12 protein-coding genes are annotated in these 12,425 nt (G+C 73.0%); 10 read left to right on the forward strand and 2 right to left on the reverse strand.

The genetic code is table 11. The features are described from left to right. Positions 1 to 86: 86 nt before the first annotated feature. Together ACFWAR_RS29395 and ACFWAR_RS29400 are read left to right on the forward strand one after the other, a co-directional pair. On the forward strand, positions 87 to 1,178 hold the full coding sequence (locus ACFWAR_RS29395) for a nitronate monooxygenase (RefSeq protein ID WP_385783409.1): 1,092 nt from the start codon (positions 87 to 89) through the stop codon (positions 1,176 to 1,178). Beyond that, positions 1,175 to 1,918: a 16S rRNA (uracil(1498)-N(3))-methyltransferase gene (locus ACFWAR_RS29400; protein WP_385783412.1), complete on the forward strand. Its 744-nt coding sequence runs from the start codon at positions 1,175 to 1,177 to the stop codon at positions 1,916 to 1,918. The genes ACFWAR_RS29395 and ACFWAR_RS29400 overlap by 4 nt, the downstream gene beginning before the upstream one ends. 234 nt (positions 1,919 to 2,152) lie before the next feature. On the opposite strand, the gene ACFWAR_RS29405 is transcribed toward ACFWAR_RS29400, so the two are convergent. Further along, positions 2,153 to 2,878 (reverse strand): hypothetical protein, encoded by a 726-nt coding sequence (locus tag ACFWAR_RS29405; protein ID WP_385783415.1) that lies wholly within the window; start codon positions 2,876 to 2,878, stop codon positions 2,153 to 2,155. Between the two features lie 161 nt (positions 2,879 to 3,039). On the opposite strand from ACFWAR_RS29405, the gene ACFWAR_RS29410 reads away from it, so the two are divergent. Together ACFWAR_RS29410 and ACFWAR_RS29415 are read left to right on the forward strand one after the other, a co-directional pair. Beyond that, positions 3,040 to 3,399 carry a histidine triad nucleotide-binding protein gene (locus tag ACFWAR_RS29410; RefSeq protein ID WP_385783418.1) on the forward strand — a complete coding sequence of 120 codons (360 nt, stop codon included), beginning with the start codon at positions 3,040 to 3,042 and terminating at the stop codon, positions 3,397 to 3,399. 3 nt (positions 3,400 to 3,402) lie between these two features. Continuing rightward, entirely contained in the window at positions 3,403 to 4,308 is a 906-nt protein-coding gene (locus ACFWAR_RS29415) for a ribonuclease Z (RefSeq protein ID WP_385783420.1), read from the forward strand. Here the strand turns inward: ACFWAR_RS29415 and ACFWAR_RS29420 are convergent. After that, positions 4,200 to 5,651: an MFS transporter gene (locus tag ACFWAR_RS29420; protein ID WP_385783423.1), complete on the reverse strand. Its 1,452-nt coding sequence runs from the start codon at positions 5,649 to 5,651 to the stop codon at positions 4,200 to 4,202. The two genes, ACFWAR_RS29415 and ACFWAR_RS29420, sit on opposite strands and share 109 nt — an antisense overlap. Before the next feature lie 197 nt (positions 5,652 to 5,848). Here ACFWAR_RS29420 and ACFWAR_RS29425 point away from each other — a divergent pair, with 197 nt between their 5' ends. The 6 genes from ACFWAR_RS29425 to ACFWAR_RS29450 all read left to right on the forward strand — a co-directional run bounded on the left by ACFWAR_RS29425 (position 5,849) and on the right by ACFWAR_RS29450 (position 12,277). Continuing rightward, positions 5,849 to 6,994 carry a PfkB family carbohydrate kinase gene (locus ACFWAR_RS29425; protein ID WP_385783425.1) on the forward strand — a complete coding sequence of 382 codons (1,146 nt, stop codon included), beginning with the start codon at positions 5,849 to 5,851 and terminating at the stop codon, positions 6,992 to 6,994. 142 nt (positions 6,995 to 7,136) lie between these two features. After that, complete coding sequence (locus ACFWAR_RS29430) at positions 7,137 to 9,236, forward strand: PhoH family protein (protein WP_385783428.1); 2,100 nt, start codon at positions 7,137 to 7,139, stop codon at positions 9,234 to 9,236. Between the two features lie 12 nt (positions 9,237 to 9,248). After that, positions 9,249 to 9,746, forward strand: a complete 498-nt coding sequence (gene ybeY / locus ACFWAR_RS29435; protein ID WP_354380195.1) for an rRNA maturation RNase YbeY — start codon at positions 9,249 to 9,251, stop codon at positions 9,744 to 9,746. Next, positions 9,743 to 11,047, forward strand: coding sequence for a hemolysin family protein (locus ACFWAR_RS29440; protein ID WP_385783431.1), 1,305 nt, complete (start codon positions 9,743 to 9,745; stop codon positions 11,045 to 11,047). The genes ybeY and ACFWAR_RS29440 overlap by 4 nt, the downstream gene beginning before the upstream one ends. Beyond that, complete coding sequence (locus tag ACFWAR_RS29445) at positions 11,044 to 11,397, forward strand: MmcQ/YjbR family DNA-binding protein (protein WP_385783434.1); 354 nt, start codon at positions 11,044 to 11,046, stop codon at positions 11,395 to 11,397. The genes ACFWAR_RS29440 and ACFWAR_RS29445 overlap by 4 nt, the downstream gene beginning before the upstream one ends. A 145-nt stretch (positions 11,398 to 11,542) precedes the next feature. After that, positions 11,543 to 12,277 carry a hypothetical protein gene (locus tag ACFWAR_RS29450; protein WP_385783437.1) on the forward strand — a complete coding sequence of 245 codons (735 nt, stop codon included), beginning with the start codon at positions 11,543 to 11,545 and terminating at the stop codon, positions 12,275 to 12,277. The last annotated feature ends 148 nt before the right edge of the window (positions 12,278 to 12,425 follow it).

The raw sequence follows: 12,425 nt of genomic DNA on the forward strand, positions 1-12,425 counted from the left end.
GGGCGTCCGGCGCACCGGGGAACCGGACTATGCCAGGCGAATCGCGCGATTCGGTCTGGTGCGGGGGACGTGGCACGATGCTCGGCATGTCCTCCGCACCGAACGGTCTTCACCAGTACCCGATCGTGCAGGCCCCGATGGCGGGCGGCGGTTCCTGCCCGCCGCTGGCCGCCGCCGTGTGCGAGGCGGGCGGGCTGGGCTACCTGGCCGGCGGCTACAAGACCGCCGACGGCATGTACCAGGAGATCAAGCGGCTGCGCGGGCTGACCCGCCGCCCCTTCGGCGTCAACCTCTTCGTCCCGCAGGCCACTTCGGTCGATCCCGCCGCCGTCGAGGCCTACCGCGGGCAGCTCGCCGGTGAGGCCAGTTGGTACGAGGTCTCGCTCGCGCCCGAGGACACGATCGGCAGCTGCGACGACGGCTACGACGCCAAACTCGCCATCCTCCTCGAAGACCCCGTTCCGGTGGTCTCCTTCACCTTCGGCTGCCCCCCGGCGGAGGTGCTCTCGGCGCTGCGCCAGGCCGGGACCCGCACCGTGGTCACCGTGACCTCCGTCGAGGAGGCCAAGGCCGCGCAGGACGCGGGCGCCGACTGCGTCTGCGTCCAGGGCATCGAGGCGGGCGGCCACCAGGGCACCCACCGCGACGACCCGCACCTCGACGGGACGGCGGGCGTCGGCCTGCTGGCGCTGGTCGGGCAGGTGCGGGAGGCCGTCGCGCTCCCGATCGTCGCCGCGGGCGGCATCATGCGGGGCTCGCAGATCGCCGCCGTGCTGGCCGCGGGCGCGGAGGCCGCGCAGCTCGGCACCGCCTTCCTGGCCTGTCCCGAGTCGGGTGCCGACCCGGCCCACAAGAAGGCCCTGACCGACCCGCTGTTCACGCACACGGAACTCACCCGGGCCTTCTCGGGGCGTCCGGCGCGCGGGCTGGTCAACCGGTTCATGCGGGAGCACGGGCCGTACGCGCCGGCCGCCTACCCCCAGGTCCACCACATCACCTCCGGCCTGCGCAAGGCCGCGGCGGCGGCCGGGGACCCGCAGGGCATGGCGCTGTGGGCGGGGCAGGGGCACCGGTTGGCCAGGCCGTTGGCCGCCGGGCAGCTGGTGGAGGTACTGGCGGCCGAACTGGCCGAAGCGCAGAGGGTGTTGCAGATGTTGAAGCTGAGGAGTGTGTCATGACCGCCCCCGTGTTCGTGGTCGAAGAGGTCCCCGCGGGGCCGGAGTTCGTCCTGGACGGTCCCGAAGGCCGCCACGCGGTGTCCGTGAAGCGGCTGAACCCCGGCGAGGCGGTGGTCCTCGCGGACGGCCGCGGGCGGTGGGCCGAAGCCGTGGTCAAGGCGGCGGAGGGCAAGGACCGGCTGGTGGTGGCGGTCGACTCGGTCCACGAGGAGCTGGAGCCGGCGGTACGGATCACCGTGGTCCAGGCGCTGCCGAAGGGGGACCGGGGCGAGCTGGCCGTCGAGACGATGACCGAGACCGGGGTCGACGCGGTGGTGCCGTGGCAGGCCTCGCGGTGCATCACGCAGTGGCGCGGGGAGCGGGGGGCGAAGGCGCTGGGCAAGTGGCGGGCGACCGCGCGGGAGGCCGGCAAGCAGTCCCGCCGGGTCCGGTTCCCGGAGGTCGCCGAGGCGATGTCCACGAAGCAGGTCGCCGCGCTGCTGGCGGGGGCGGACCTGGCGGTGGTCCTGCACGAGGACCGGGACGCGGCGTCGCTGGCGCTGGCCACGGCGGAGCTTCCGGTGGCGGGGGCGGTCGTGGTCGTCGTCGGGCCCGAGGGCGGGGTCTCGCCGGAGGAGTTGGCCGTCTTCCAGGAGGCGGGGGCGAAGCCGTACCGGCTGGGGCGGTCCGTCCTGCGGACCTCCACCGCCGGTACCGCCGCCGTGGCCGTCCTCCTGGCCCGCACGGGCCGCTGGTCGTAGCCGTCCGTCGCTGTCGCGCGAGTCCGGGGTGCGGTCCGCCGTGGCGCGCGTGCCTCCGGCGGGCCCTCAAGTGCCGGGCGGGCTGGTTTGGGCTGGTGCCGCCGGGCAGCTCCAGCCCCGCCGGCGTTTGCGGCGCTGCCCGAGGCGGGCGGGGTGCTGGTCGCCGTGGCGTGCGTGCCTCTGGCGGCGCCGCAAGCGCCGGGCGGGCTGGATTTGGCTCGGGCCGCCGGGCGGCTACGGGTGTTGGGCGTTCTTGAGGCGGGCGGTCTGGCGCTCGATGAGGTCGGGCGGGAAGGTGGCGCTGCGGTCCACGTCCATGGTGGTGAAGGTGGCGATCGTGTTGCCGGCCCGCACGACGGTGATCTGCGTGCTGACGTCACTGCCCGCGAGCGGCGTCGAGTGCTCCCGCAGGGTCACCGCCTCGTCCCCGAACCGGGGATCCGGCTCCGGCGCGAGCGACACCGTGATCTTGCCCGTCCAGGTCTCCGCCTCGAAGGACCGGCAGCCGGCCAGGGCCTTCTTCAGGTCCGCGAACGTCCGCTCCGCCGCTCCGGCCTCGTACGACGCGAGCACGGCGCCGCCGGGGTAGAGGGCGTCCTTCCAGTCGTAGACCTGACGGACCCGCGCGAAGGACTTCTCGCCGTTGCGGGCGTCGACGTAGGTCCGGCAGACCGGATCCGCCACGGGCGGGAACTTGCCGGGCTCCCGCTTCGCTTCCTCCGCCCGCACGGGGGTCTTCACCTGCGGGACGTCGGCGTCCACGAGCGCCGCGTCCAGGAGCCGGTCCGCGGTCAGCGGCGCCGCCGGTGACGCCGCCGCCGACGGGGCCGCGGACGGCGACGCGGTCGTCGGAGGCGCCTGCGCCGTCGGCGCGGCGCAGCCCGACGCGCCGAGCAGGGCGACGGCGGCGGCCCCCGCGGCGGCGGAAAGTCTCGGTGAGCGGGCAGGTCGGACGAGCACGGTTCCCCCGGATGTGTGTGGACGGCAGGCCGACGCTAGCGGCCCCGGCCCCGCCGGGCCAGCGTTTTGGATCACGCACCGGACTCCGGCGGTCGGCGTCGGGCCGGGGCGGGGTTCGTTACGATGCGCGGGAGTCGATCACTGCTACGGAGGCGCCGCACATGGCCGGGGAACCTCAGGCTGACTGCCTGTTCTGCAAGATCGTCAAGGGGGAGATCCCCTCGACCGTGGTCCACGAGACCGACACGACCCTCGCCTTCCGGGACATAAGCCCCAAGGCGCCGACGCACGTCCTCGTCATCCCCAAGGTCCACTACCCGGACGCCGCCTCCCTCGCCGCCGCCGAACCCGCCGTCGCGGGCGACGTGCTGCGCGCCGCAGGAGAGGTCGCGGCGCAGGAGGGCGTCGTCGGCTCCGGCTACCGGCTCGTCTTCAACACCGGCGCGGGCGCCGGCCAGACCGTCTTCCACGCGCATGCCCACGTGCTCGGCGGTCGCGGTCTCGAATGGCCTCCGGGATAAGTCGTGTCCGTACGGGAGTTCGTGGTGCTGGGCACCGCCAGCCAGGTGCCCACCCGCCACCGCAATCACAACGGCTACCTCCTGCGCTGGGACGGCGAGGGCATCCTCTTCGACCCGGGCGAGGGCACGCAGCGCCAGATGCTGCGGGCCGGAGTCGCCGCGCACGACATCAACCGGATCTGCGTCACCCACTTCCACGGTGACCACAGCCTCGGCCTCGCCGGGGTGATCCAGCGGATCAACCTCGACCAGGTCCCGCACCCCGTCACCGCGCACTACCCCGCCTCCGGCCAGAAGTTCTTCGACCGGCTGCGCTACGCCACCGCCTACCGGGAGACGGTCGCGCTCACCGAAGCCCCCGTCGCCGCCGACGGGGTACTGGCGAGCGGGGCGACGTACACGCTGGAGGCCCGGCTGCTCTCGCACCCCGTGGAGTCCTTCGGGTACCGGATCACCGAGCCCGACGGGCGCCGCATGGTGCCCGAACTCCTCGCCCGGCACGGCATCAAGGGCCCGGACGTCGGTCGGCTGCGGCGCGACGGCGAGCTGAACGGCGTCACCCTCGACGACGTCAGCGAGCACAAGCCGGGCCAGCGCTTCGCGTTCGTCATGGACACCCGGCTCTGCCCCGGCGTCGACGCCCTCGCCGAGGGCTGCGACATGCTGGTCATCGAGTCCACGTTCCTCGACGCGGACGAGCGCCTCGCCACCGACCACGGACACCTGACGGCCGCCCAGGCCGCCCGGGTCGCCCGCGCGGCCGGGGTGCGCCACCTCGTGCTGACCCACTTCTCGCAGCGCTACACGGACCCGGCCGACTTCGAACGCGAGGCCCGCGCCGCCGGGTTCGAGGGCGAGCTGACCATCGCGGCCGACCTCGCCCGGGTCCCGCTGCCCAAGCGCGGGTAGCGGGCCGCCGGGGACCGCAGCAGCACCCGCAGCGGCGTGCGCCCCGGCAGCGGCCGCACGGTCACGTCGACGACCGTCAACTCCGCCGCGCCCACCCGCGGCAGCCGCCCGGACAGCGCCGCGCCCGCCCCCGCCGCCAGGACCGCGGCCGGGGCCCCGCCCCGGCGCCGTACCGAACCCGGCACCAGCGGGCGGCCCCCCGCGTGCAGCGCGACGGCGGTCAGCGGCACGGCCACCGCCAGCAGCAGTCCGCCCAGCACCAGGCCCATCGCCGGGAAGCCCGCCCGCTCGGCCAGCAGACTGCCCGTGACCGGGCCGCACGCCACCCCGAGGGAGGACGCGGAGCCCGCCAGCACCGCCCAGCGGCCGCGCGGATCCAGCGCCGCGGCGAGACCGATGGCGTACGAGAGGACCACCGGGTAGAGCGCGTTCCACAGGATCTCGCCCGCGGCGAAGGAGCCCAGCCCCCGCGCGGCGGAGGACGCGGCCACGCAGAGCGCGATCAGCGCCGTGCCCGCCCCGATCGGCACCGCCCGGCCGAGCCGCGCGCCCAGCGCGGAGGCGGCGGTGACCCCGAGCAGCCCGGCGCCGAGCGCGGCCGCGAAGACCATGCCCAGCGTCACCTCGGACAGGCCCGCCTGCTGGGACCCGATCCGACCGCTGACCCCCCACAGCGCGTTCTGCGCCAGCGACCACAGCATCAGGGCCCCGGCCAGCACCGCCCCGGCCCGCGGGTACGGCAGCCGCGAGGCGGAGCCCCGGGCGAGGTCCCGCCCGGCCGGGGACGACGCCCCGGACGGCCGCCCGGCGAGGCGCCCGGTGGCGGGCCAGGCCAGCGCCGCGACCAGCGCGATCGCGGCGAAGGGCAGCCCGTGGCCGCCGCCGAGCCGGGGCAGGGTCAGGTACAGCGCCCCCGCGGTCGCCGACACCGACAGCAGCCCCAGGGCCGACGTGCGGTGCGGATCCCGCTGGGCGGCGATCCCGGAGGCGGCGACGGCGGTGGCCGTACCGGAACCGAAGCCGCCGACCACCGCCCCCACCACGACCAGCGGCAGCAGGGAGGTCGCGGCGGCCGCGGCGTAGCCCGCGACGGCGAGCAGCAGCCCCAACCGGGCGAGCGGGCGCGGCCCGTGGCGCGGGATGCGCGAGGCGAGGGCGAAGCCGGCGGCGGCGGAACCGAGCAGCAGCACCGACCCGACGAGCCCGGCCTGGGCCGAGCTGAGCGGGAGGTGCGCGTCGAGCCGTCCGACCACCGTGGGCAGCAGGTACGGGGCGACGTAGCCGGCGGTGAAGAGGGCGACGAGGGGCCAGGAGGCGGGGTGCTCCGGGGCGTGGTCGGACACGGTGGATCCAGGTGGTGCGGGGGTGGTTCGAGGCACCGCGTGAGAAGCGGGGGCCAATATCTATCAAGCGACCGGAGTTGAGGAGAAGGGCGCTCCGGTGGTGATCTGGGACACACTGGGGTTTGCGCCGGTCCGGGCAGGGCAGGGCTGGCAGCTTTCCGGACCCTCCACGCCGCGTACGAAACGGGGAACACGCCGTGACCAGTCGCAACAGCCGCCAGAACGGGAACAGAGCCGCCGGCGAGCAGGTGGACCCGCTCGGTCCGATCCGCTCGCCCCGCGATCCGGACTGCGACGTCTTCCTGACCGGCACGGTCTTCCTCGACATCATCTTCACCGGCCTCGACTCGGCCCCGGTGCGCGGCACCGAGTCCTGGGCCCGCGGCATGGGTTCCAGCCCCGGCGGGGTCGCCAACATGGCGACCGCGCTGGCCCGGCTCGGGCTGCACACCTCGCTCGCCGCGGCCTTCGGCGACGACCACTACGGCGAGTACTGCTGGGACGCGCTGGAGCAGGGCGAGGGCATCGACTTGGCGATGTCGCGCCGGATTCCCGGCTGGCATTCGCCCGTCACCGTCTCGATGGCCTACGAGGGCGAGCGCACGATGGTCTCCCACGGCCACGAGGCGCCCCCCGGAGCCGCTTCCGACCCCATCCCGGACTGTCCGCCCCGGGCCAGGGCCGCGATCGCCTCACTGGCCCCCGGGCGCCGCGAGGAGTGGGTCGCCGCGGCCGCGCGCCGCGGGGCCCGGGTCTTCGCGGACGTCGGCTGGGACGAGAGCGGGCGCTGGGACCTGGCCGCGCTGGACCTGGACCACTGCGAGGCCTTCCTGCCGAACGCCGCGGAGGCGGTGCGGTACACGGGCGCGGACTGCCCGCGCGCGGCGGCCCGGGCCCTGGCCGAGCGGGTGCCGATCGCGGTGGTCACGATGGGCGCGCAGGGCTCGTACGCGGTGGACGGCCGGACCGGGGAGAGCGCCGAGGTCCCGGCGATCGAGGTGGAGGCCCTGGACCCCACGGGCGCGGGCGACGTCTACGTGGCGGGCTTCGTCACCGGCACCCTCGCGGGCTGGCCGCTCGCGGACCGGCTCGCCTTCGCCGGACTGACGGCGGCCCTGTCGGTGCAGGAGTTCGGCGGCTCGCTGTCCGCCCCCGGCTGGCCGGAGGTTGCCCACTGGTGGCACGCCCTGCGGGCCCGGCCCGGCGGGGTCCCCGAGGAGCTGCGGCACTACGGGTTCCTGGAGGACCTCGTGCCCGGGGACGCCGCCGCGGCCGCGGAGGAGGCGCGCCGGGCCGTGCGGCGCCGCGCCGTGCCCACGATCGGCTTCCGCCACTCCGCGTAGCGGGGCGGCTCGTGACCTGCCGCGGGAGCTCGGGAAATCCCTTCGGGCATCGGGGTGCGGAGTCGTACGCTTGGTAATCCAGAGGGTCGTCGATCGGCGAGACCCCTCGACGGGAGGTATGTGCAGGCCTCAGAGCCGGCCCATGACTCAGACACCGACAGCCCGCACCCCCGCAGTGCCGGGGCAGGCACGAGCCCACTTCACCGTCCCGGCCAAGCACCCGATGGTGACGGTGCTCGGATCGGGAGACGCCCTCTTGCGCGTGATCGAGCGGGCGTTCCCCGCCACCGACATCCACGTGCGGGGCAACCAGGTAAGCGCGGTCGGGGAAGCGGCGGAAGTCGCCCTCGTCCAGCGCCTCTTCGACGAGATGATGCTGGTGCTCCGCACCGGACAGCCGATGACGGAGGACGCAGTGGAACGGTCGATCGCGATGCTCCGCGCCAATGGCGCGGGCGACGGGAGCCGGGGCGGTGAGGAGACCCCGGCCGAGGTGCTCACCCAGAACATCCTCTCCAGCCGCGGCCGCACCATCCGGCCCAAGACCCTCAACCAGAAGCGGTACGTCGACGCGATCGACAAGAACACGATCGTCTTCGGCATCGGCCCCGCCGGTACCGGCAAGACCTACCTGGCGATGGCCAAGGCGGTCCAGGCCCTGCAGTCCAAGCAGGTCAGCCGGATCATCCTGACCCGCCCCGCGGTCGAGGCGGGCGAGCGCCTCGGCTTCCTGCCCGGCAGCCTCTTCGACAAGATCGACCCGTACCTGCGCCCGCTCTACGACGCGCTGCACGACATGATCGACCCCGACTCGATCCCGCGCCTGATGGCGGCGGGCACGATCGAGGTCGCACCGCTGGCCTACATGAGGGGTCGTGCCCAGCCTCGTTTCACGAAGGTGCTGACGCCGGACGGCTGGCGCCCCATCGGAGACCTCCAGGTGGGCGACCTCGTCGTCGGGTCGAACGGCGAGCCGACCCCGGTCCTCGGGGTCTATCCGCAGGGCGAGAAGGACATCTACCGCGTCACCGCCCAGGACGGCTCCTGGACGCTGTGCTGCGGCGAGCACCTCTGGACGGTCCGCACGGCCTCGGACAAGCGGCGTGACAAGCCGTGGCGGGTCCTGGAGACCAAGGAGATGATCGGCAACCTCCGCGCGGCACACGCCCGCCGCTACGAACTGCCGATGCTGACCGCACCCGTCGCCTACCCCGAACGTGCGGTTCCGATGGACCCGTACGCCCTCGGGCTCCTGCTCGGCGACGGCTGCGTCACGGGCTCCACCACTCCGTCGTTCTCCACGGAGGACGAAGAGCTCGTCCACGCGCTGGAAGCCGCCCTCCCCGGAGTCACGGCACGGCACAAGAGCGGGCCGGACTACGTCTTGAACCGGGTGAAGTCGCCCGGCGACGCCGTCACTCTGGCGAACCCCGTCACCCGCGCGATGCGCGAACTGGACCTGCTGGGAAGCCGTTCGCACTCCAAGTTCGTGCCGGACGACTACCTGTTCAACACCGCGGAGGTCCGCCTCGCGGTGCTCCAGGGGTTGCTCGACTCCGACGGCGGACCGGTCACCCAGCGCGACCGTACGTCTCGGATCCAGTACTCCACGGCGTCGATCGTGCTGCGCGACGACGTGGTCGCCCTCGTCCAGTCCCTCGGGGGCGTCGCCTACACCCGCCGCCGCGCGGCGGCGGGGCGCGCGCGGGGCACCGCCCTGGCCGCCCACCGTTTCGACTCCCACGTCGTCGACATCCGGCTGCCCGAGGACATCGAACCCTTCCGCCTGACCCGCAAGCTGGACGCGTACCACGCGGCCGGCGGCGGAGGGCGCCCGATGCGCTTCATCGACTCCATCGAGCCCGCGGGCCGCGAGGAGGCGGTGTGCATCCAGGTCGCCGCCGAGGACTCGCTGTACGTCACGCAGGACTACCTGCTGACGCACAACACCCTCAACGAGGCCTTCGTCGTGCTCGACGAGGCGCAGAACACCACGCCCGAGCAGATGAAGATGTTCCTCACCCGACTCGGTTTCGACTCGAAGATCGTCGTCACCGGCGACGTGACCCAGGTCGACCTCCCGGGCGGTACCAAGAGCGGTCTGCGCCAGGTCCAGGAGATCCTCGAAGGGGTCCCGGACATCCACTTCTCGCGGCTCACCTCCGAGGATGTCGTCCGGCACAAGCTCGTCGGCCGTATCGTCGACGCGTACGAGCAGTACGACAGCCACAACGGGAAGTAGTCCAGAAGCACCATGTCGATCGACGTCAACAACGAGTCCGGAACCGATGTCGACGAGCAGGCGATCCTCGACATCGCCCGCTACGCGCTCACCCGGATGAGGATCCACCCGCTGTCCGAGCTGTCCGTCATCGTGGTCGACGAGGCCGCGATGGAGCAGCTGCACATCCAGTGGATGGACCTGCCCGGACCCACCGACGTCATGTCCTTCCCGATGGACGAACTGCGTCCGCCGTCGAAGGACGACGAGGAGCCCCCGCAGGGGCTCCTCGGTGACATCGTGCTCTGCCCCGAGGTCGCCAAGAAGCAGGGCGAGGACGCGCCGACGCAGCACTCCATGGACGAGGAGCTCCAGCTCCTCACCGTCCACGGGGTGCTGCACCTGCTCGGCTACGACCACGAGGAGCCCGACGAGAAGGTCGAGATGTTCGGCCTGCAGGCGGCCATCGTGGACGGCTGGCGCGGCGAGCGCGGGATGACCGGGGCCTCTCCCGCCCCCACCGTCTCGTGACCGCCCCCCAGCTGATCACCGGGGCGGTCCTGCTGGTCGTGGTGGCCTGGTTCGCGGCCTGCGCCGAGTCCGGGATCGCCCGCATGTCCAGCTTCCGCGCCGAGCAGGCCGTGCGCGAGGGGCGGCGCGGCAGCGCCAAGCTCGCCCAGGTCGCCGCCGACCCGACCCGCTACCTCAACGTGGCCCTGCTGGTGCGGGTGACCTGCGAGATGGCGGCGGGCGTCCTCGTCACCTACGTGTGCCTCGACGCCCTCGGCGACAACTGGCGGGCGCTGCTCACGGCCATCGCCGTGATGGTGCTGGTCTCCTTCGTCGCGGTGGGCGTCTCCCCCCGTACGATCGGCCGCCAGCACCCGCTGAACACCGCGACCGCGGCGGCGTACGTCCTGGTCCCGCTGGCCCGGGTGATGGGCCCGATCCCGCAGCTGCTGATCCTCATCGGCAACGCGCTGACCCCCGGGAAGGGCTTCCGCAAGGGGCCGTTCGCCTCCGAGGCCGAGCTGCGCGCGATGGTCGACCTGGCGGAGAAGGAATCGCTGATCGAGGACGACGAGCGCCGCATGGTGCACCAGGTCTTCGAACTCGGCGACACGCTGGTGCGCGAGGTGATGGTGCCGCGCACCGACCTGATCTGCATCGAGCGGTACAAGACGATCCGTCAGGCGACCACGCTCGCGCTGCGGTCGGGCTTCTCGCGCATCCCGGTCACCGGGGAGAACGAGGACGACATCGTCGGGATCGTCTACCTCAAGGACCTGGTCCGCAAGACGCACGTCAACCGCGAGGCGGAGTCCGAACTCGTCACCACCGCCATACGCCCGGCGGTCTTCGTGCCCGACACGAAGAACGCGGGCGACCTGCTGCGCGAGATGCAGCAGGTCCGCAACCACGTCGCCGTCGTCATCGACGAGTACGGCGGCACGGCCGGGATCGTCACCATCGAGGACATCCTGGAGGAGATCGTCGGCGAGATCACCGACGAGTACGACCGCGAACTGCCGCCCGTCGAGGAGCTCGGGGGCGACCGCTACCGGGTGACGGCCCGTCTCGACATCACCGACCTCGGCGAGCTGTTCGGGGTGGAGGACTTCGACGACGAGGACGTGGAGACGGTCGGCGGACTGCTCGCCAAGGCGCTCGGCCGGGTGCCGATCGCGGGGGCGTCCGCGCTCCAGCAGCTGCCCGACGGCCGTTCGTTGCAGCTGACCGCCGAATCGCCGGCGGGCCGCCGGAACAAGATCGTCACCGTGCTGGTCGAGCCGGTCGAACCGGCGCCGGCCGTCGAGGGGGAGAGCGCATGACACCCGCCGAGCTGCGCGCCTTCTGCCTCGGATTCAACGCCGTGGTCGAGGAGTTCCCGTTCAATCCGGAGACCTCGGTCTTCAAGGTGCTGGGGAAGATGTTCGCGCTCTCGGCGCTCGACGGCACCCCGCTCACGGTCAATCTCAAGTGCGAACCGGAAGCCGCGGTGCGGTTGCGCGCCGAGCACGGGGCGATCGCTCCGGGCTGGCACATGAACAAGCGGCACTGGAACACGGTGACCGTGGGCGGGCTCCCGGACGCGATGGTCAAGGAGCTGGTCGAGGACTCGTACGACCTGGTGGTGGCGGGGCTGCCACGGGCGGAGCGGCTGCGGCTCGACCGGCCCTGAGGCGGCCGCGGGGGACGGGTGCGGACCGCTGGGCGGAACGGGCTGGGAGCAAGGTCACAATTTTGCATGACCTTCGGATCATCGGGATTGCTTACTTTACGCTTAGGTTTGCTTCCGCCAAGCAAGATCCGTTCCTGGAGTCCCCGTGCAGCGCCGTACCCGTTTCGCCGCGACCGCCCTCGCGGCCGCCTCCCTGCTCTTCGTCGCCGCGTGCCAGGGCGGCGAGAAGGCCGGTGGGAAGGCCGCCGACAAGGCCGGCTCGGCCGCGTCCGCCAAGGGGTCCGGAGCGCTGACGGTCGACCAGGCCCAGAGCGTGCTGCTGACGGTGGCGGACCTCTCCAGCGGGTGGAAGCTCGACGAGAACACCGTCATCGACAACGGCGACGCCAAGAGCCGCGAGTTCGGCGCGGCCAAGCCGGAGGGCTGCAAGTCCGTCGTCGACCTGGTCAACACCGGCCGGTTGCTGACCGACTACAAGATGAGCCGCCAGGTCGTCTTCAGCGACGCCTCCGGCAGCAGCCTGATGCTCCAGGACGTCAGCGGCTACGAGAACGCGGCCGACGCCGAGCGCGCCGTGAGCGCACTGGCCGCGACCGTCAAGGCCTGCGGATCCTTCGAGGCCACCTACGAGGGCAAGCCCGCCCTCGCCAAGGCCGAGGTCTTCGACATCCCGGCCCTCGGCGAGCAGTCCACCGGCCTGCGCGTGCAGTTCAAGAACGAGGAGCACGTCGTGGACCAGGACATCGCGGTGATCCGGGTCGGAGCGGTGATCAGCACCGTCCACAACAACTGGGGCGAGGGGCAGCGCGGGGAGAAGGACTTCGACCGCGCCATCCACAAGGTGGAGACCTCGCTGATAGCGACCAAGCCGACCGCCTAGTCGCAACCCTGAGCCGGGGGGCCAGGGGGGGTATGGAGGGGAGAGCGCCTCGGCGGGGCCGTTGCACGGCCGCGCCGCGGGGCGCCCATTGTTTACGGCCTGGCGGGCAGCGATCACGACAACCGCGGGGCCGGGGGCCGCCCCCCGG

Origin of the sequence: Streptomyces sp. NPDC059917 (assembly GCF_042730635.1) — a bacterium.
Lineage (GTDB): Bacteria > Actinomycetota > Actinomycetes > Streptomycetales > Streptomycetaceae > Streptomyces.

Coding starts and splice junctions, on each gene's coding strand:
- ACFWAR_RS29395 (WP_385783409.1), top strand. CDS start 87: ATGTCCTCCGCACCGAACGGTCTTCACCAGTACCCGATCGTGCAGGCC.
- ACFWAR_RS29400 (WP_385783412.1), top strand. CDS start 1,175: ATGACCGCCCCCGTGTTCGTGGTCGAAGAGGTCCCCGCGGGGCCGGAG.
- ACFWAR_RS29410 (WP_385783418.1), top strand. CDS start 3,040: ATGGCCGGGGAACCTCAGGCTGACTGCCTGTTCTGCAAGATCGTCAAG.
- ACFWAR_RS29430 (WP_385783428.1), top strand. CDS start 7,137: ATGACTCAGACACCGACAGCCCGCACCCCCGCAGTGCCGGGGCAGGCA.
- ybeY (WP_354380195.1), top strand. CDS start 9,249: ATGTCGATCGACGTCAACAACGAGTCCGGAACCGATGTCGACGAGCAG.
- ACFWAR_RS29445 (WP_385783434.1), top strand. CDS start 11,044: ATGACACCCGCCGAGCTGCGCGCCTTCTGCCTCGGATTCAACGCCGTG.